The sequence below is a fragment of the Salegentibacter agarivorans genome, assembly GCF_900113135.1.
GTDB lineage: Bacteria > Bacteroidota > Bacteroidia > Flavobacteriales > Flavobacteriaceae > Salegentibacter > Salegentibacter agarivorans.
Window position 1 is genome coordinate 91,991 of sequence record NZ_FOOH01000012.1, and the last position, 18,217, is coordinate 110,207.

Sequence of the window (18,217 nt, forward strand, 5' to 3'; positions counted from 1 at the left end):
GACTGTTTAAAAATCTTATGTTAGCTGTTCTGGTTAGCTGATTGAACCTACTTTTTTCATTGTGGAACTACAAGCTATAGGACGTCGTCTGCCCTCAATGTAACAACCTCAAAAACTTTAAACAGTCTTTAATCTTTATTTCTTATCCAGGCGCGGAATTCGTAAAACCTGCCCCGGAAATATTTTATCGGGATCTTTAAGCATTGGTTTATTGGCTTCAAAAATCACCGTATATTTATTTGCATTCCCATAATGCTCTTTGGCTATTTTGCTTAAATTCTCACCTCTTTCAACCGTATGAAAACCAGATTCAGGTTCTTCTTTCTTCACGGCCAACCTATCATCTACCTTCGCAATTCCGCCAGAATTGCCAATAACAAGCACTATCTTTTCACGAACAGACTGCGAATCTGCCAGTCCGTAAACTATAGCTGTACTATCTTCAATATTAATTACAGGATTTTCTACTTTTAAATCCAGGCTCTTTATAGTATTTAAGAGCTTATCTGCCGCTTTTGCATTCTCTTTTCGTATAATCTCTTTCTTCGCTTCAGAAATTTCTATGTTTTCTTCTTCCTGTTCTTTTTCTTTTCCGAAGATTTTTTCCCCGGCATCTTTTATAAATGAAAATATTCCCATATCCTTGATTACTAAGTTAGTGAAAGAAAAGTACAAAAGGAAATTTGTAATCGTCTTACTCTTAGTCCTAAATTTTTGTTAGATTTTTCAATTCTCAAACAAAAACCGCAAACCACAATAGATATTGCGAGTTTGCGGTTTTCAACTAAATAACCAACCAAAAAACTAAGAAATCCATTTTCTTTAAAAAAGAACCTCATCGTCTATAAGAGAACGCAAAAACTTGTGTAGAATTGTAAATTGGTAAAATTTATAGATGTTAAAGTTTAGTCTTGATTTCTTTGATTATTCATTAATATTTTGCTTTATAACCGCAGTCTTTTTAGATATACTTAGAAAATTGCTTATTTTTGAATTACAATAAAACAACCTATGGATAAGTCTCCAAAGTTTGCCGTAATTGGCGGCGGTAGCTGGGCTACTGCAATAGTAAAAATGCTAAGCGAAAATGTAGATACTATTTATTGGTATATGCGCAGCACCTACGCTATTGAGCATATTAAAAGACAGGAACATAACCCAAATTACCTTAGCTCGGTTGAATTTGATAACGACCAGTTAGAACTAAGCAATGATATTAATAAAACTATTGCGGCCGCAGATTATCTAATTTTTGCCATTCCTTCGGCCTTTTTAAAGCGCGAATTAGACGCGCTAACGGTTTCTTTGGAAGACAAGATAATCTTTTCGGCTATTAAAGGAATTGTGCCCGAGAGTAGCCTTATTGTGGGCGAACATTTTGAAGAATTTCACCACGTTCCCGCCGATAATATTGGAGTAATTACCGGGCCTTGCCACGCCGAAGAGGTTGCCCTGGAGAGGCTTTCTTATCTTACCATTGCCTGTACCGATGAAGAGAAAGCTAAAATCGTGGCTAAAAACCTGGACAGTGAATACATTAAATGCAAAATAAGCGATGATGTAACCGGAACCGAATATGCTGCAATGCTGAAGAATATTTATGCCATTGCAGCCGGAATTGCCCACGGATTAGGGTATGGAGATAATTTCCAGAGTGTTCTAATGAGTAACGCCATAAAAGAAATGAAACGCTTTATTAAAAAAGTACATAAGATGAAGCGAAATATAAACGATTCAGCTTATTTAGGAGACCTTTTGGTTACAGGATACTCTGTATTTAGCCGAAACCGTATGTTCGGGAATATGATTGGAAAAGGCTACACGGTCAAAAGTGCACAGATGGAAATGAGTATGATTGCTGAAGGTTATTACGCTACCGAAAGTGCTTATAAAATAAATAAAGACAAAGGTGCAAAAACACCAATTATAAACGCAGTTTATGGCATTCTTTACGAAGGAAAAAATCCTAAAAAAGTGATTAAAAAACTGGCAGAAAAGCTGACTTAATTATTTGGCTAAAATTCCTTTGTTTGGGATAATTGGGAGTTCGCGCAAAGCTTTTTCGTTTACGCTGTTTTTCCTGAATACATATTTCTTCTCATACATTTTACCTTCAGAAAAGAAAGTCACCTGAAACTGATTATTAAGGGCAAGCACTTCATCCTGTATGAATTCGATTTTAGCGAAAGATTTCGCAGGTAAATGTTCCAGTTTATGGCGAATGGTAGAGGTCACTTTGTTTTCATCAAAACCCTTACTCACAATTAAAGCCATCTCGATAGCCTCATCTTTATCATTTATAAGATATGCATTCCACTCCTCTACCTTAAAAGCTTCGTTATAGACTTTCACCGCCGCTACATAAACTTTTTCAACCTTTGGTATATCAATATCTTTCTTCACTAATCTTCAATCTTATTTTTAGCCCATTTGAACAAGCCCCAAAGAATAAGTGCTGCAATAACTAATAAAATAGCTCCTAAAGCCAGTTCTATTATTTCTACAGCAACTAAAATAACAATTACCCCAAGGGCAAGAATCCCGAAAATTACTAAACCAATTTTTTTCATAAAAAAGATATTTTGCTTTAGCTTTCGGCCAAGGCAGGTTATTAAAACGACGATTTAAACTGCTCCAGGAATCTTAGGTCGTTTTCATAGAACATTCTAATATCGCCTATTTGATAAAGCAGCATTGCAATACGTTCTATTCCCATTCCAAAAGCAAATCCTGAATATTCTTTAGGATCTATATTACAATTTCTAAGTACATTGGGATCTACCATCCCGCAACCCATAATTTCTAACCAACCGGTTCCTTTAGTAATTCGGTAATCGGTTTCGGTTTCAAGGCCCCAGTAAATATCTACCTCGGCACTTGGCTCTGTAAACGGAAAATAAGAAGGTCTTAGCCTTATCTTAGATTTCCCGAATAATTGTTCTGTAAAATAAAGTAAAGTTTGCTTAAGATCGGCAAAACTTACATTTTTGTCTATATAAAGTCCTTCTACCTGGTGAAAAATACAATGGGAACGTGCCGAGATAGCCTCGTTTCTAAAAACCCTTCCCGGAGAAATTGTTCTAATTGGCGGCTTGTTATTTTCCATATAACGCACCTGCACCGAAGAAGTGTGGGTACGCAATAAAATATCGGGATTTGTTTGAATAAAAAAAGTATCCTGCATATCGCGAGCCGGATGATATTCGGGAAGATTTAAGGCCGTAAAATTATGCCAGTCATCTTCCATTTCGGGCCCTTCAGAAACATTAAAACCAATGTTTGAAAAGATCTCGATAATCTGGTTTTTTACGATAGAAATAGGATGTCTTGCTCCAATTTCAATAGGTTCTCCCGGTCTTGAAAGGTCGCCATAAACCCCGCTTTCCTCCTGTTTACTTTCCAGGAGTTCTTTAAGGTGCGCAACTTTGGCTTCAGAAGCTTTTTTAAGTGAATTTACGGCCTGGCCAAACTCTTTTTTCTGTTCGTTGGGAACTTCTTTAAACGAAGCGAAAAAATCGTTTAAAATTCCTTTTTTACCAAGATATTTAATTCTGAATGCTTCTACTTCTTTAGCCGATTCAGTTTTAAAAGCTTCTACTTCAGCTATATGTTGCTTTATTTTATCTATCATGAGATCCTTTTCTTTTCAGAAGGGCAAATTTAGTAAAAATGTAGTTTTAGGCAGCACGTGTCGCCCTTAATCTATGTATCCGTTATTGATAAAATAATTTACAATGGCCTCCTTCATTAAAACCGATTGTTCCCCGGCTTTTAAAGTAGGTAATTGCTCCAAGATCTTATAATGCGGCCATCCGTCTTCATCAAAATAATCAAATTCATAGTAACCGTAAGGTTCCAGCAAACGGCAAATAGCAATATGCATCAAATCTATTTTATGATCTTTCTTAAATTTCTTGTGTGGCTGACCTAATTCCTGAACGCCAATTACGTAAATTATCGCATCCAGATCCATTGATTCTCCATCGGCAAACTGATTAGAAAGCTTTTTTTGCAAACCTTCCCATCTCCCTTTCAAATTTTCGTCTCTTGTCATACCGCAAAGATAATATCTTAGTATTTGTATTTAGCCTCTCACAGGACTGATTTCTTTGAATTAATTTGCGGAAAGTTTGATAAAGGTATTTTTCTCGATACTCGCGATTTAAATACTCCGAAGCCTGCCTCTAAAATTAAATCTTGGTTCTATTGAATATCTCGTACGCTTGCTCCGAGGTAGTTTTTACTATATTTGAAATATGAACACAGTAGATATCGTCCTGGCTTTAATCCTGCTTTACGGACTCGTTAGAGGTTTTTTTAGAGGCCTGCTGGCCGAAATTGCTTCCCTGGTAGGTATTGTAGCCGGTATTTACGGTGCCATTCATTTTTCTCATATTTTAAGCGATTTCTTTTCTGAAAATATGAATTGGGATTCAGATTATGTTAACCTAATCGCCTTCGCTATTACATTTATTCTCATTGTTTTTCTAATTTCCCTTGCCGGGAAAATTTTAACCAAAATGGCCGGTTTTGCTGCCCTTGGCATTGTGAATAAATTACTCGGCGGTGCATTTGGGCTACTAAAAATGGCTTTTTTAGCCAGTGTGGTTATTATGTTTTTTGGCGCTACAAACGAAGAAATAGATTTGGTAAGTGAAGAAAGCCTGGAGGAATCTAAATTATATGCTCCTGTAAAAACCATAGCCCCGGCAGTACTCCCTTCAATTATAAGAGAAGCCAGAGAACGAGATATATTAAATGAAGAAAATGATTTCTTCAGGAATGAAAAAGAGGAAGTTTAAAAAGTTTTAGTTCGCCATCCTGAATTTTATTTCAGGATCTAAAATTTTAGAAGCTAATCCCGAAATTTCGGGAGAGCCTGACGAGAACTAAACTTCTCAAACTTCCTCTAAAAAATTCTATTCTATACTTTTAAACCGGAACGTCCAGTCCAAAAAATCTTCTAAAACTTTCAGGATTCACTACTTCACCTTTATCGGCAATAAGCTTAATAGTTATATCCTTTCGTTTTGCCTTAATAGCAAATTCATCTAAGATTTCAAGTACATCATAATCCAGTACACGGGTTTTTCTTACATCTAAAATTACCGTAGAATTATCTGGAATTTCATTTAACTCTCTTAGGATTGCACCTTTATTTAAGAAAGACAACTCTTCAGCAAGTGTGATTTTGTACTGGCCATCATTAACATCGTAACCTTCTTTGTGAAGAAAGTGAGAGTTTTTGTAGCTATTAATTAGAATAACTCCAATTCCTACTGCAAGTCCAAGTCCTATACCCATTAGCAAGTCCAAAAACACAACCCCAAGAATGGTAATAATAAATGGAAGAAATTGTCCCTTTCCTAATTTAAACATTTGCTTGAAAAGTGCCGGTTTAGCCAACTTATAACCCACCAGTAGAAGCACGGCGGCAAGTACGGCCAAAGGAATCATATTCAACACAGTTGGTATAGCGATAATAGAAAAAAGTATGAGGAAACCGTGTAAAATTGCAGAAAGTTTAGTTCTACCACCAGATTGTGCATTAGTAGAACTCCTTACAATTACCTGTGTAACTGGCAAACCTCCAATAAGACCAGAAATCATATTACCGGCACCTTGCGCATAAAGCTCACGGTTGGTATTTGTGGTTCTTTTTAATGGGTCTATTTTATCTATAGCCTCCACACTTAATAAAGTTTCTAAACTGGCAACAATAGCTATTGTTACGGCAACAATCCAAACTTCAGAATTAGTGATTTCAGCAAAATTAGGCATAGAAAATTGCCCAAAGAAAGAAGCTGCACTTTCTGGTACAGGTACACTTACTAATTGAAAATCCTGAATCCCAAAAGCAGGACCATCTACTACTAGATAGTAAACTACCCCCATAGCAACGGCTACCAGAGGTCCCGGAACAATACTGAATATTTTGCTCTTTTTAGTAAGAACTTTTTCCCATAATAGTAAAATTGCCAGGGCCACAAGAGTAATTAATATACTACCATAATGAAGGTTATCTGCTATGTTACCTAATGCAGAACCAATACCGCCATCTATAGAAAAAATTTCTAAATCACTGGAAAAGCCCAGAACGTTTGGAATTTGTGAAATAGCAATGGTAATACCTATACCCGCAAGCATACCCTTAATTACTGATGAAGGGAAATAATATCCAATAATACCAGCTTTTAAAGCTCCCATTACTATTTGAAGAATTCCGGCGATTACTACGGCAACCAGAAATATTTCGTAGCTCCCAAGCGATTGTATTGCTCCTAAAACAATAACCGCTAAACCTGCTGCAGGACCACTAACCCCTAATTGAGAATTTGAAATACTACCTACAACGATACCTCCAACCATACCGGCAATTAAACCGGAAAATAGTGGGGCTCCACTGGCAAGTGCAATTCCTAAACATAACGGAATCGCTACAAAAAATACTACAATACTTGCCGGGAAATCTTTATTAAAATGTTTAAACATATAAAACGCTTTATTAATTGAGACCTAAGCAAAATTTAGCCTAGTAATGTCTCTAAAATCTAATTTTTAGAAAAATGAATAGAATTTTTTATAACAATCTAGATACGAATGCTATAGCCACTGCAGAAATTGCAGATAGTTCTTAAAAATCCAGAAAAATTTAAATTAGATTATGCGTTTTTGGGTGGGGGAAAGATCACGTCTAAAAATACTACAGGATAACTTTCAGTATAGAAATCTTTGGTATAATCCTGCTCCTGAAGAAAATGAATACTGGCGTAATTAGTATTTTGCTCTTCAAAATTAAATTCCAGGTTAATCTGGTTTTTAGAAGAACTTTCTTCTTCATTTACATTAAAAGCAAAAGAAACATCTACAGAATTATCTATATAGGCAACAATGCTAGGCGTTGCTAGAAATGCCATAAAAATAAAAGTTAGAATGTAGACCGGTGTTTTCACAGCGACAAAAATAACAAGAAATGCGTCTAACTAGCAAAAAATACTCATACTTTAATGTTAAACTAATATCAATAATTTTTATAGTCGCTTTAAATTATTATTTTCTGTCCAGCCCTGGGTGCCGTTAGATAGTTCTAATTTCACCCATCCCTGGTAGTCTTCAAGCACTTTAGCTTTTGTACCTTCATGAAGGCTGAAAGCAGTCTCGGCCCGAGGGGAAGGTTCATTTTTTACGGCCGCTTCTTCAGTAAAAATTATAGCGAATTGATTGTTGAATTGAATCTCCTGTTGCTGAAATGCAAAGAATACTGAAATTCCTCCAAGTAAAAATATGAAGATCGCAAATCCAAACAAAGTTCGTTTTATAAGCGGTTTTCTACTGAAATAATAAAATAAAAAGAGCACTACAAAGATTATGGAGAAAGCAATAGAAAAATAAGCCCAGGTATTATAAGAAAACGTAGATAGAAATTGATTAATTTTTTTTTCAAAACCGGTTTCCTCTACCACAGGAATATCATCTATGGTCATACTACGTGCAAATTCTATATTATTTTGCACATCCTCATCTGTAGGATCTAACTGTAATGCTTTTTCGTAATAATATATACTTGGGGCTACATTATTTAATTTATAATGCGCGTTTCCAAGATTATAATAGGTTGCTACTGAAGTTTTTCCATTTGCCAGGATTTCTTCATATTTGGCTATGGCAGTTTCAAAATCATCGTTTGCATAGGCCTCATTTGCTTCTTCAAAAAGCGTGGGCTTTTGTGCCAGAGTCGTGGCCGAAACAAATACCAGAAAAATTAACATCAGCTTTTTCATACTAAATCTCTTTATCCAGTTTTGAAATTACTTTTACAGCTTTATCGTAATCTTCCTGCTGCGCAGAATTTGACGCTGGGGTGTACCTCGCAAACTCGCAGCTTTTTAAAACCTCAATAAATTCTGCAGAAGTTTCATCGGGAACATTTTTTTCCTTCAAAATTTCTAAAATGCGTTCTTTACTCATTTCAGAAGTTTGAATATGAAGTTTCGCTTTTAAATAATTGTGCATTGCACGCTCTAAAGATTCATAAAAAGCCTGCTGATCGCCAAGGTTCTTTTTGGCTTCAGAAAGGTATTTTCTTGCCAGTTTATTCGCTTTTTTAAGTCGGTTTCCATGTACATCGGCGGCAATGGCTTCTCTCTTTTTTCCGAATAAAATAAAGAGCGGAATAGCTGCAAAAGGCAAAAGTAACGATCCCCAATAAGTCCACGACCTAAAAAAGGCTTGTTGCTCTAACGGCCTAAGATTGGTTTGGGTTTTTATAAACCTAAACTGTTCTGAAGGTAAATTAACCGCGCGCTTACTGTTTTCTGCAATTCTACCACCCGAAGTACTAACCGGACCTTCTTCTACATCTATTAAAATTTCCTGGGAAGACAAACTCTTATAAGTTTGCGTTTTTGGATCAAAATATGAAAAAGTTAATGGCTGAATTGGATATTGACCTTTTCTGGTAGGCACAATAGTGTAAGAATCTATAATACTTCCCTGTTTTCCATTTAAAGTAGTGGTAACGTTTTCGGTTCTTTGTGGATCATACATTTCAAGTGAAGATGGTACCTCAAGCGAGGGTAATTCAAATAAATTTAAGTTCCCATTTCCTCTAATTTCAACCTTTGCTTCCAGGGATTCTGAAGCATCCAGCTTATCTTTAGTGGTGCTCACATCTAAACTAAATTGTCCCACGGCGCCGGTGAAACCAGCAGGTTTCCCTTCGGGCAATGGTCTTACATCGACTGTTCTAGTGCCCGCAGCAACAGTTTTATTTATAGTTTTATAAATTCTACTGCCAAAAATGTCACGCCTGTCACTTGGTACATCTACCGAAACTGACAGAGTAAGTGGTTCAAGCTCTAATTTACCGGTTTTCTGGGGATAAAGCACCGCCTTTTTAAGTACTACATAGCGATATGGCTCTCCCTGATATTCCCCATTTTCCGGTCTTAATTCCCTTATTTCAATATTCTGACTCCAAAAATCTGAAAACTTAGGGCTATCTACTTCCCTGAAATTGCTCACGCTAATTCGCGGACTCACAAATAACTTATAAACCACGGTTATCCCTTCGTTTAAATAAGGATTGGGATTGGACACTTCAGCAACTAAATGCAGGTTATCTGAAGCTATAAGATCTGAATTATCACCATCGGTTGGCTGGTCTACCGCAGCGGTAACCTGGATATCTATAGGGGTGGTTTTATAAATCTTGTCGTCTATGGTAATTTCAGCCTGGGCAATGGTTTTGCTTCCGCGGGAATTGGGCTGTAAATAATAAGAATATGTTTTTGAATATGTACGATCCCCATTAATCCAGCGATTACTCACCGACTGGTTTGGGCCGCCTACAACGGTAAAACCATCAAAAGAGGGAGGACGAAAATTATCGCCATCCTGGTTCATTTCAAAATCTACCCTAAGGCGTTCGTTTACCCCAAGTTTGTCCTTGCTCACTTTTGCTTCGAACTTTACCTGGGCCTGTAAACCAATGCCGGTAAATAATAAAATGCTAAGTATTAAAAACTTCACCTTCATCTATAAAATTCCTTTCTTTAAGATAAGTATGATTTTGGAAAGAAGTGTATCAAAAATTTTACCAATCTTTTTCAGATTGCACTTTGGCACCTTTTTGTTTTTCCGCATTTACTTTATCCTGCACCTTTCTTTCTTCATTATTCATCGCTTCCAGTAAACTCTGAATTTGCTCTGGAGACAATTGTCCCTGCGCGGGTTGAGGCTGGCCTTGCTCTGGTTGCTGCTCTTCCTCTTGCTCGTCGCCCTGGCCATCTTGCTGCTCCTGATCATCCTGGTCGCCTTCCTGTTCTTCCTGATCCTTATCCTGTTGATCCTGATCACCTTCATTATCTCCCTCACCATCCTGATTCTGCTGCTCCTGGTTTTCCTGTTCCTGGTTTTGATCTTGATTTTCCTGATCCTGATTTTCCTGATCTTCATTCTCATCATCGCCACCATCCTGGTTATCTTCCTGGTTTTCCTGTTCCTGTTCCTGTTCCTGTTCCAGCATCTTTTTAGCCAGGGCTAAATTATAGCGGGTTTCATCGTCAGTTGGGTCGTTTCTTAAAGCATCTTTATAGGCATCTACCGCTTCCTGATACATTTTTTGCTTCATATAAGCATTTCCCAAATTATGGTTGGCTTTGTGCCTGGCAGTTTTCGTGTCTGCAACCTCAGCCGCCTGTTTAAAACGTTGTGCAGCCTGTGGTGCATTTTCACGGGTATAATACATATTTCCCATATTATATCGCGCGTCTGCATTCTCAGCATCTTTGGCAATAGCTTTTCTATAAGCCGCCTCGGCTTCCGGGAAATTATTTTCTCCTAAAGCAACATCAGCTTCCTGCATAAATTGCCGGGCTTCCTTTTGGGCTTTTTCTTTTTCTTTATCACTTTGTTGCTGGGCTAATACCGGAAGTCCAAGTACCAACCCAAAAAACACACATAAACTAACTCGAAGAAAGCTCAAGGATAAATTTAAATCTCGATTATCGAGTAATATGTTTGCTGAAAAACCTCTCATTGAATCACTCCTCTGTCTTTCTTTTTTCGTTGAATAAATTAAGCTTCCTTATCCAGCCGGTCTTGCGTTCTAACATAAATACATCCAGTAACAGCAATAAGATTGCCAAACCAACAAACCACTGAAACTGCGATTTATAATCGGCAAATTGTTTTGCTTCAAATTCTGTTTTTTCAATGGTAAGCAACTCTTCCTGAACTTTTTCGGTTACTTCAGCAGTTATACTACCATCAATATATTCTCCATTTGTTTCGCTCGCAATTTGCTCTAGAATTGCCGGATCAAGTTTTGTAATTACGGTTTCGCCCTGGTTGTCCTTTTTATAATTCTGCACCACTCCATTCCTTTTAATAGGAATTGGTCCTCCCTTGGTGGTGCCTACACCTATAGTATAAATTCTAATCCCGGCTTCAGCGGCTCGTTCCGCCATATCTTCAACATTACCCTGGTGATCTTCGCCATCGCTTAGAATAAACATCACCCGGTTGGTTTGTTGGTTATCGTCAAAAAAGCCGGTAGCTAAATCTATAGCATCTCCAATGGCGGTTCCCTGCGAGGAAATCATATCGGTATTTAAACTTTCCAGGAACATCTCTGCCGAGCCGTAATCTGTAGTAATTGGCAACTGCGGAAAAGCGCTCCCTGCATAGGCGATAATTCCCACGCGATCGCTTCCCAGGTTGCCTATTATTTGTCTTACCAATTGCTTCGATTTTTCTAATCTATTGGGCGCAATATCTTCGGCCTCCATACTTTTAGAAACATCTACCGCAAAAACAATATCCACACCTTCGCGTTTTACTGTTTCTAACTGTGAACCTAATTTAGGATTTACAAGGCCAAAAATTAAGCTGGCAAAAGCGCCAAGGATGAGCAATAATTTTAAAACAGGCTTAAATGCCGATTTGTTTGGGGATAAAAAACTTAGAAGCTCGGGTTTGGCAAACCTTGAGCGTGCACGCTTCTGCCAAAGCCTAAAAATAAGGTATAGCAAGATTACTACCGGAAGGAGTAGTAAAAGCCATAAATATATTTTTTCTTCTAAGATCATTAAAACTTTCTTTCTAATTTTTAAATAAAGCCTCTAAATACTGTATACCGCAAGATTATTTCAAAAAGTAATAATCCTAAAGCCAGTAAAGCATAAGGCCTAAATTTTTCGGTATAATTATAATACCTGAATTCTTCTATTTCAGATTTCTCCAGGCTGTCTATTTCTTCATAAATCTCTTCGAGGGTTTCATTATTGGTAGCTCTAAAGTATTTCCCGCCGGTATCTGCAGCAATTTGCTGCAATAAAGCTTCATCTATCTCTACTTTTTGCACCCCATATTGAAACTTTCCGTTAGGCAAAATATTTACTGGAGTTAGGGCATTTCCATTACTTCCCACGCCAATTGTATAGACTTTAATGTCGAATTCCACAGCGAGCTCGCTGGCTATTTTAGGATCTATAAACCCGGAGTTATTTACCCCGTCGGTTAATAAAATGATCACTTTACTTTCGGCATCACTATCTTTTAAACGGTTAACCGAAGTTGCCAAACCTGAACCAATTGCCGTTCCGTTTTGTAATACATTACTGTATTCAATTTCTTCAATGGCTCTTAAAGCAATACTTTTATCGCTGGTAATGGGCGTTTTTGTAAAACTTTCTCCAGCAAAAAGCACCAAACCAATCCTATCTGTAGGCCTATTTTCTATAAATTCAGCTCCTACTTCCTTTACAGATTCCAGTCGATTAGGTTCAAAATCGCGGGCCAGCATACTTGCCGAAACATCTATAGCCATTACAATATCTATACCCCTAATGTTGCTGCTTTGCGTGGTTACATCTACCGTTCTTGGACGGGCCATTGCAGTTATTAACAGGGCCAAGGCTAGTAAGCGTAAGACAAAAAGTATAGGTTTTAATTTTGAAAGCAGCGATTGCTTTACCTTAAAACCTTTTACACTAGACATTCTAAGTTCTGGAGTTTGCTGCTTTCGTTTCCAGAAATACCAGGCCGTTGCCGGCAGAAGCAGCAAAAGCAGCCAGAAAAATTCTGGATTTTCGAATGTATAATTAGCAAACATCAATTAGACTGATTTCTTAATTCTATAGAACTTTCTACTCGTTGTAATATTTCTTCGGCATATTTATCATCCTCATCAAAAACTACCATAACCTGCTGAAATCCGCCATTTTCTCCCAGGTTTATAATAGCATATTGCTTTTGAATTGGGCCGCCGGTAATTGGATTTTCAAGATTAAAAGTTCCAAAAACCTTAATTCCCTTGGCGCTATCTAAAGTTGAAAATTCTTCTTCTTTCATAATAATATTACGGGCTCCCTGGTTTTCCAGGTTTTCATAAATACCGTCTACTGCCTTATCAAGGTTAAAATCACTTTGCGGATTGACCGGCCCAGTAATTAATAAAATATATAAATTACTCTCCAGTGTTCCAGAATCAAAAGTTTCACTTCCCAGAAGCAATTCCTGTAGCTCATTGTCCCTATCTACAGCCTTTCTTACCAGTACCTCTGGAGTGGTTATGGTTACACTTGGTGTGCCGTATTCACTTCTAATCCAGTCGCCCTCCAGCAATTCTTTGGTCTCATTTCCCAAAACCGAATCTTTTACATAATCAAATCCTCTGGTATTTACCAAAACCACTATTACAATAATTCCCAGCACCAACACACCACCAATTATGGCCAGAATTTTATTTCTTCTTTTTCTTCTTAATTTCTCTGTTCGGTATTTTTCATCCTGCATCAATTCTTCCTCGGTTGGCTCAGGAACTACCTGGCGAATGTCTTTTATAAGATGCTCGGTTTTAGTTCTATCACTTTTTGCGGTAATTACATCGGGGCGCGAATTAGCAAATTTGGCTAAATCGGCGCGTTTTAATAATTGCTGAAAATTATCTATAGATTTATCTTTTAAACTTAATTCTCCCGCTTGTTTTCTTAATTCCAGGTACGCAATAAGTTCTGAGGTTGTACTCTCCAGTGCCCTATCGTAAATTTTTCTGTCTAAATATTTTCTAACAATAAAGGCAAGATTTGAGTAATATTCCTTGATTTCCCTGTCTTGCAACAAAGAAGAATTATCTAATTGTTTTAACTCGAACATGGCCTGCTCGTAAGGTGGTAATTCGGGTTCTGCTTCTTTTCTTTTCTTTCTTCTTCTAAAAAAGTAAAAAGCAAGTCCAAGAATTACTAAAGCGGCAAGTAACCACCAAATCCAGTTCGGAATACTAAAAGGTTTTGGAACATCTACCGCCGGTTTTATAGGATACATTTTCTGGCGAGTGGTATCCACCTTCACATCGGCAACCTCAACTCTAAAAGAATCGGTTAAATATTCCCTATTTTGAATAATAATTTTTTGCTGCGGAATAGTATATGCACCGGAATCGAACTGCGTAAGCGAATATTTCTTTAAAAGCCTGAAACGATCTTCAACTGTGGTAGTATCGGCCCCTAAAGATTCCACCATTTCCATTGGGTCAAAAGTTTGGCCCTCAGGGAAAACCACCAAATTGGTAGAATCAGTTTCTACTTCAATACTATAAATTATTTGTTCTCCAATTTTTATGGAAGTTGAATCTATGCCAGCATTAATTTGAAGTTGCTGGGCGAAAGCTGAAAAAGACAACAACAAAAAAAGCAACAAGGCCGCCGCTTTAAAACTATTTAATGTTGTTGTAAATCTATTATTCATTTGTTTCTAACCTCTTCTTTTAAAATAACCCAGTAATTTTTTCACATAACTCTCGTCAACACGATTGTTGATAACGCCAGCTCCACTTAGGGTAAAACTTTCGTTAAAATAAGCCGCTCTTTCACGATAATATTCTGCATAATTTCTTCTAACCGATTTAGAGCCAGTATTTACCGTAACATATTCCCCGGTTTCCTCATCCAACATTTGTACCAATCCTAAATTTGGAATTTCCTCCTCTGCCGAATCGTAAACCCTTATTCCGGTGACATCGTGTTTATTACCCGCAATCTTTAAAGTTTGCTGGTAATCATCATCCATAAAATCTGAAAGCATAAAGACAATCGCCTTTTTCTTCATCACATTAGAAAGGTATTTTATGGCTACCGCGATATCAGTTTTTTTAGATTGCGGTTTAAATTCTATTAATTCCCTGATAATTCTAAGCACGTGATAACGCCCTTTTTTAGGCGGAATATAAAGCTCTATTTTGTCTGAAAAAAGCATCAGCCCAATCTTGTCGTTATTTTGGGTAGCCGAAAAAGCTAAAGTTGCAGCAATTTCGGTAATCACATCTTTTTTAAGCTGATTTTGTGTTCCGAAGAATTCTGAACCCGAAACATCTACCATAAGCATCATGGTAAGTTCACGTTCTTCTTCAAAAACCTTTACAAAGGGCTCATTGTAGCGAGCGGTAACATTCCAGTCTATACTTCTAACATCATCGCCAAATTGGTACTGCCGCACTTCACTAAACGTCATCCCACGACCTTTAAAAGTAGAATGATATTCCCCGCCAAAAACGTGATCGCTCAAACGCCGGGTTTTTATTTCAATCTTTCTTACTTTTTTTAAAAGTTCTTTGGTATCCATCAGGAAGCGGTTGTGTGTTTACACAGCAATTATTGGAAAATGCGAAAATTAAGTGAACTACAAGGTTTATGGAACTTCAATCTCGTTCACTATTTTATGCACAATATCTTCTGAAGTTACATTTTCGGCTTCCGCCTCGTAGGTAATTCCAATTCTATGGCGAAGCACGTCTAAAACCACGGCTCTAACATCTTCTGGAATTACATAACCACGACGTTTTATAAATGCGTAACATTTTGAAGCCCGCGCAAGGTTAATACTTCCCCTTGGAGAAGCGCCAAAACTTATTAAAGGTTTTAGATCTTTTAAATTATATTTTTCAGGATTACGAGTGGCAAAAATAATATCAAGGATATATTTTTCAATTTTCTCATCCATATAAACTTCCCTGGCAGCCTGTTGTGCACGTAAAATTTGCTCAATGCTCACCACCGGATTCACTTTCGGAAATTCCCCTTTTAAATTGGCGCGCATAATTAACTGCTCGTCGTTAATTTCGGGATAATCAATTACGGTTTTCAGCATAAAACGGTCTACCTGGGCTTCAGGTAAAGGATAAGTTCCTTCCTGCTCTACCGGGTTCTGCGTGGCCATTACCAGAAACGGTTTATCTAAAATAAAAGTCTCTTCGCCAATGGTTACCTGCTTTTCCTGCATGGCTTCCAGTAAAGCCGATTGTACTTTGGCTGGAGCCCGGTTAATCTCATCTGCCAGGACAAAATTTGCAAAAATGGGTCCTTTTTTAATACTGAAATCATTCAGCTTCATATTGTAGATCATAGTACCCACAACATCTGCAGGCAAAAGGTCTGGAGTAAACTGAATTCTACTAAAGCTACCGTGAACGGCTTGAGAAAGGGTATTAATAGCCAGGGTTTTTGCCAAACCGGGAACACCTTCCAGCAAAATATGGCCCTGCCCCAATAAACCAATAAGCAAGCGCTCCATCATATGCTTTTGCCCTACTATTACTTTATTGACTTCAGTATTTAGTAAATCTACAAAAGCACTTTCCCTCTCTATTTTTTCATTTAAACTTGCAATATCTACAGAGGCGTTGTTATCTATCATTTTATGCGTATTTAAGACCGTGAATTCGAGGCCGCAAATTGGAAAATTATTAGCGTTTCTGCTGTTAATGTATGGTTAAAAAACAAAAAAGCGGCTAAAAATAGCCGCTCTTTTTTTATAAGGGAAATCTTTTAATTATTCCAAATAAATAGTTTCCAGATCTTTTGCTTCCCCCTGTACTACTTCGACATTGTCTTCGGTAATGGCATCATACCCAGTTTCGGCATCTGGAGTTACAATAACTTTATAAGTTCCTGCCGGCACCCCGTGCAGCGCAAAATTGCCGTCTTCGTCAGTATAAGCCGAAATAGTATGACTTGCATTCTGAGCTTTTACCAAAGATTTTCTATCGTTAGGATGTACTTCGCCTACAATAAAACCGGTATTAGCCATAGCAGACATTCTAATTACAGGTTTAAGGATGTAACCTCCATTCCCGGTTGTCACGATAGATTCGTCTACATCAAAATCCAGAAGGTATTCGTAGCTTTCTCCTGCTTCCAGCTCTTGTTGCACATTTAATTTTAATCCAGATTGTTGTGCACTTGGGGTAGCCATAGGATTCTCTTCTCCATCAATTACCACCACATTGTCTGGTCCTAAAACCAGTCTTATTTGATCAAGATAACCTGCAGGAATTTCAACATCGGCCAGTAATTGTGATACTCCGCCGGTTAATTGTAGAAGGTCATAACGGCCAGTTTCTACATTAGAAAGGCTTTCCCATTCCGCTTCTTCTTCGCCAACGGCGGCTTCTGTTTTAATCATTACATCCTGCACATCTACCCAAACTTCATCGTAGTCTCCGGGGGCATCTGTCATTCTAACCGTTAATTGGGCGTTGCCTTCTTCCACTCCGTTTTCATCATCATCACTACAACTGGTAAATCCAAAAGCAACTACTGCCGCAAGCAATAAGCTTTTTAATTTTAGGTTCTTCATCGTTCTTTTCATAAATAGGTTTATTAATTGTTTAGAGAGGAAAACGCAGCATCATTGAATAAATTTTATCCAGATGACTAGATTAACTAAATTTAACAGGATTTTAAATTGCATTTATACATTTAAGCTAGTTTCTTGTAGAAGCTTTATAACTTAGAAAAACTTATGAAAACTGCACTAATTACCGGCGCCACCAGTGGAATTGGAAAAGCTACCGCCAATGCTTTTGCAAGAGAAGGCATTAATTTAATTCTCTGTGGAAGAAGGGAAGAACGTTTAGACGAATTAAAAAAAGAATTGTCAAAAAGGGTCGCGGTTTATACCCTTTGTTTTGATATTCGTGACAAAGCTGCGGTTTTTGAAAAAATAAATGGACTTCCAGAGAAATTCAGCAAAATTGATATTCTAATAAATAATGCCGGAAACGCACACGGTTTAGACCCCATACAGGATGGAAATATAGACGATTGGGATGCCATGTTAGACATTAACGTAAAAGGTCTGCTATATATTAGCAAAGCAATTTTTCCAAAAATGATAAACCAGGGAACCGGGCATATTATTAATATTGGATCTACCGCAGGGAAAGAAGTCTACCCTAACGGAAATGTTTATTGCGCAAGCAAATACGCGGTAGATGCCTTAAACCAGGGAATGCGTATAGACCTCAACAAACACGGAATTAAAGTTGGCGCCGTAAACCCGGGGCTTACTCAAACAGAATTTAGCGAAGTGAGATTTAAAGGCGACTCCGAAAAAGCGAAAAGTGTTTATGAAGGATTTCAAGCTTTACGCCCGGAAGATATCGCAGATATAATCAGGTTTGTGGTAACCCGGCCTTATCACGTAAATATTGCAGATTTAGTAGTGATGCCAACCGCGCAAGCAAACAGCACTACGGTGAATAAAAATTAATATTTCTTGAGATTTACATCCTGCAAGGTTTTAAAAACCTTATAGGTTTAGTTTTTGGAATACCCTAGGAATAAAAATATTGAAAAATGATATGGTTTAACGCAGATATGTAATGGGAAAAAGAATAGATAATAATTAAAGAGATTTCCGTCTTCACGGAAATGAC

19 protein-coding genes are annotated in these 18,217 nt (G+C 37.5%); 3 read left to right on the forward strand and 16 right to left on the reverse strand.

The genetic code is table 11. The annotated features are described in order from the left end of the window. Positions 1-135: 135 nt before the first annotated feature. Positions 136-639: a peptidoglycan-binding protein LysM gene (gene lysM, locus BM084_RS10470; RefSeq protein WP_093304645.1), complete on the reverse strand. Its 504-nt coding sequence runs from the start codon at positions 637-639 to the stop codon at positions 136-138. 372 nt (positions 640-1,011) lie between these two features. On the opposite strand from lysM, the gene BM084_RS10475 reads away from it, so the two are divergent. Continuing rightward, positions 1,012-2,007: an NAD(P)H-dependent glycerol-3-phosphate dehydrogenase gene (locus BM084_RS10475; protein WP_093304647.1), complete on the forward strand. Its 996-nt coding sequence runs from the start codon at positions 1,012-1,014 to the stop codon at positions 2,005-2,007. Here the strand turns inward: BM084_RS10475 and BM084_RS10480 are convergent, their stop codons facing one another. The 4 genes from BM084_RS10480 to BM084_RS10490 form a co-directional block, all read right to left on the reverse strand. Beyond that, a complete protein-coding gene (locus BM084_RS10480; RefSeq protein WP_093304649.1) occupies positions 2,008-2,403 on the reverse strand; it encodes a hypothetical protein in 396 nt (131 codons plus the stop codon). It lies immediately after the preceding gene. Continuing rightward, entirely contained in the window at positions 2,403-2,570 is a 168-nt protein-coding gene (locus BM084_RS19180) for a hypothetical protein (protein ID WP_156858127.1), read from the reverse strand. Before BM084_RS19180 ends, BM084_RS10480 begins: the two co-directional genes overlap by 1 nt. Before the next feature lie 41 nt (positions 2,571-2,611). Further along, on the reverse strand, positions 2,612-3,631 hold the full coding sequence (gene pheS, locus BM084_RS10485; RefSeq protein ID WP_075325279.1) for a phenylalanine--tRNA ligase subunit alpha: 1,020 nt from the start codon (positions 3,629-3,631) through the stop codon (positions 2,612-2,614). Between the two features lie 66 nt (positions 3,632-3,697). Next, positions 3,698-4,054 (reverse strand): hypothetical protein, encoded by a 357-nt coding sequence (locus BM084_RS10490; protein WP_075325280.1) that lies wholly within the window; start codon positions 4,052-4,054, stop codon positions 3,698-3,700. Between the two features lie 202 nt (positions 4,055-4,256). Between BM084_RS10490 and BM084_RS10495 the strand changes: the two genes are divergently transcribed. Continuing rightward, positions 4,257-4,802 carry a CvpA family protein gene (locus tag BM084_RS10495; protein WP_075325281.1) on the forward strand — a complete coding sequence of 182 codons (546 nt, stop codon included), beginning with the start codon at positions 4,257-4,259 and terminating at the stop codon, positions 4,800-4,802. A 130-nt stretch (positions 4,803-4,932) separates the two neighbouring features. On the opposite strand, the gene BM084_RS10500 is transcribed toward BM084_RS10495, so the two are convergent. The 11 genes from BM084_RS10500 to BM084_RS10550 form a co-directional block, all read right to left on the reverse strand. Then, positions 4,933-6,492, reverse strand: coding sequence for a SulP family inorganic anion transporter (locus BM084_RS10500; protein ID WP_075325282.1), 1,560 nt, complete (start codon positions 6,490-6,492; stop codon positions 4,933-4,935). A 170-nt stretch (positions 6,493-6,662) separates the two neighbouring features. Then, positions 6,663-6,917: a hypothetical protein gene (locus BM084_RS10505; RefSeq protein ID WP_075325283.1), complete on the reverse strand. Its 255-nt coding sequence runs from the start codon at positions 6,915-6,917 to the stop codon at positions 6,663-6,665. A 114-nt stretch (positions 6,918-7,031) separates the two neighbouring features. Then, the gene (locus tag BM084_RS10510; RefSeq protein WP_075325284.1) at positions 7,032-7,781 is read right to left on the reverse strand and encodes a tetratricopeptide repeat protein; all 750 of its coding nucleotides are present in this window, start codon (positions 7,779-7,781) and stop codon (positions 7,032-7,034) included. A 1-nt stretch (position 7,782) separates the two neighbouring features. Further along, positions 7,783-9,537 carry a BatD family protein gene (locus BM084_RS10515; protein ID WP_093304651.1) on the reverse strand — a complete coding sequence of 585 codons (1,755 nt, stop codon included), beginning with the start codon at positions 9,535-9,537 and terminating at the stop codon, positions 7,783-7,785. A 58-nt stretch (positions 9,538-9,595) separates the two neighbouring features. Then, positions 9,596-10,486 carry a tetratricopeptide repeat protein gene (locus tag BM084_RS10520; protein ID WP_232228885.1) on the reverse strand — a complete coding sequence of 297 codons (891 nt, stop codon included), beginning with the start codon at positions 10,484-10,486 and terminating at the stop codon, positions 9,596-9,598. Positions 10,487-10,544: 58 nt separating this feature from the next. Beyond that, positions 10,545-11,591, reverse strand: coding sequence for a VWA domain-containing protein (locus BM084_RS10525; RefSeq protein WP_075325287.1), 1,047 nt, complete (start codon positions 11,589-11,591; stop codon positions 10,545-10,547). A 20-nt stretch (positions 11,592-11,611) separates the two neighbouring features. Further along, positions 11,612-12,616, reverse strand: a complete 1,005-nt coding sequence (locus BM084_RS10530; RefSeq protein WP_075325288.1) for a vWA domain-containing protein — start codon at positions 12,614-12,616, stop codon at positions 11,612-11,614. Then, complete coding sequence (locus tag BM084_RS10535; protein ID WP_093304654.1) at positions 12,616-14,250, reverse strand: LPXTG cell wall anchor domain-containing protein; 1,635 nt, start codon at positions 14,248-14,250, stop codon at positions 12,616-12,618. The genes BM084_RS10530 and BM084_RS10535 overlap by 1 nt, the downstream gene beginning before the upstream one ends. Positions 14,251-14,256: 6 nt before the next feature. Then, positions 14,257-15,123: a DUF58 domain-containing protein gene (locus BM084_RS10540; protein ID WP_075325290.1), complete on the reverse strand. Its 867-nt coding sequence runs from the start codon at positions 15,121-15,123 to the stop codon at positions 14,257-14,259. Positions 15,124-15,189: 66 nt separating this feature from the next. Continuing rightward, complete coding sequence (locus BM084_RS10545) at positions 15,190-16,194, reverse strand: AAA family ATPase (RefSeq protein ID WP_093304656.1); 1,005 nt, start codon at positions 16,192-16,194, stop codon at positions 15,190-15,192. A gap of 135 nt (positions 16,195-16,329) precedes the next feature. After that, on the reverse strand, positions 16,330-17,148 hold the full coding sequence (locus tag BM084_RS10550; protein ID WP_093304658.1) for a DUF4382 domain-containing protein: 819 nt from the start codon (positions 17,146-17,148) through the stop codon (positions 16,330-16,332). A 153-nt stretch (positions 17,149-17,301) separates the two neighbouring features. Between BM084_RS10550 and BM084_RS10555 the strand changes: the two genes are divergently transcribed. Next, positions 17,302-18,051 (forward strand): SDR family NAD(P)-dependent oxidoreductase, encoded by a 750-nt coding sequence (locus tag BM084_RS10555; RefSeq protein WP_075325293.1) that lies wholly within the window; start codon positions 17,302-17,304, stop codon positions 18,049-18,051. Positions 18,052-18,217: the final 166 nt, after the last annotated feature.

What these genes read in the sequence shown, in the direction of transcription:
- BM084_RS10475 (WP_093304647.1), top strand. Translation starts at nt 1,012, where the DNA reads ATGGATAAGTCTCCAAAGTTTGCCGTAATTGGCGGCGGTAGCTGGGCT.
- BM084_RS10495 (WP_075325281.1), top strand. Translation starts at nt 4,257, where the DNA reads ATGAACACAGTAGATATCGTCCTGGCTTTAATCCTGCTTTACGGACTC.
- BM084_RS10555 (WP_075325293.1), top strand. Translation starts at nt 17,302, where the DNA reads ATGAAAACTGCACTAATTACCGGCGCCACCAGTGGAATTGGAAAAGCT.
- BM084_RS19180 (WP_156858127.1), bottom strand. Translation starts at nt 2,570, where the DNA reads ATGAAAAAAATTGGTTTAGTAATTTTCGGGATTCTTGCCCTTGGGGTA.
- BM084_RS10535 (WP_093304654.1), bottom strand. Translation starts at nt 14,250, where the DNA reads ATGAATAATAGATTTACAACAACATTAAATAGTTTTAAAGCGGCGGCC.
- BM084_RS10490 (WP_075325280.1), bottom strand. Translation starts at nt 4,054, where the DNA reads ATGACAAGAGACGAAAATTTGAAAGGGAGATGGGAAGGTTTGCAAAAA.
- BM084_RS10545 (WP_093304656.1), bottom strand. Translation starts at nt 16,194, where the DNA reads ATGATAGATAACAACGCCTCTGTAGATATTGCAAGTTTAAATGAAAAA.
- BM084_RS10550 (WP_093304658.1), bottom strand. Translation starts at nt 17,148, where the DNA reads ATGAAAAGAACGATGAAGAACCTAAAATTAAAAAGCTTATTGCTTGCG.
- BM084_RS10510 (WP_075325284.1), bottom strand. Translation starts at nt 7,781, where the DNA reads ATGAAAAAGCTGATGTTAATTTTTCTGGTATTTGTTTCGGCCACGACT.
- BM084_RS10515 (WP_093304651.1), bottom strand. Translation starts at nt 9,537, where the DNA reads ATGAAGGTGAAGTTTTTAATACTTAGCATTTTATTATTTACCGGCATT.
- BM084_RS10500 (WP_075325282.1), bottom strand. Translation starts at nt 6,492, where the DNA reads ATGTTTAAACATTTTAATAAAGATTTCCCGGCAAGTATTGTAGTATTT.
- BM084_RS10525 (WP_075325287.1), bottom strand. Translation starts at nt 11,591, where the DNA reads ATGATCTTAGAAGAAAAAATATATTTATGGCTTTTACTACTCCTTCCG.
- BM084_RS10530 (WP_075325288.1), bottom strand. Translation starts at nt 12,616, where the DNA reads ATGTTTGCTAATTATACATTCGAAAATCCAGAATTTTTCTGGCTGCTT.
- BM084_RS10505 (WP_075325283.1), bottom strand. Translation starts at nt 6,917, where the DNA reads ATGGCATTTCTAGCAACGCCTAGCATTGTTGCCTATATAGATAATTCT.
- BM084_RS10540 (WP_075325290.1), bottom strand. Translation starts at nt 15,123, where the DNA reads ATGGATACCAAAGAACTTTTAAAAAAAGTAAGAAAGATTGAAATAAAA.
- lysM (WP_093304645.1), bottom strand. Translation starts at nt 639, where the DNA reads ATGGGAATATTTTCATTTATAAAAGATGCCGGGGAAAAAATCTTCGGA.
- pheS (WP_075325279.1), bottom strand. Translation starts at nt 3,631, where the DNA reads ATGATAGATAAAATAAAGCAACATATAGCTGAAGTAGAAGCTTTTAAA.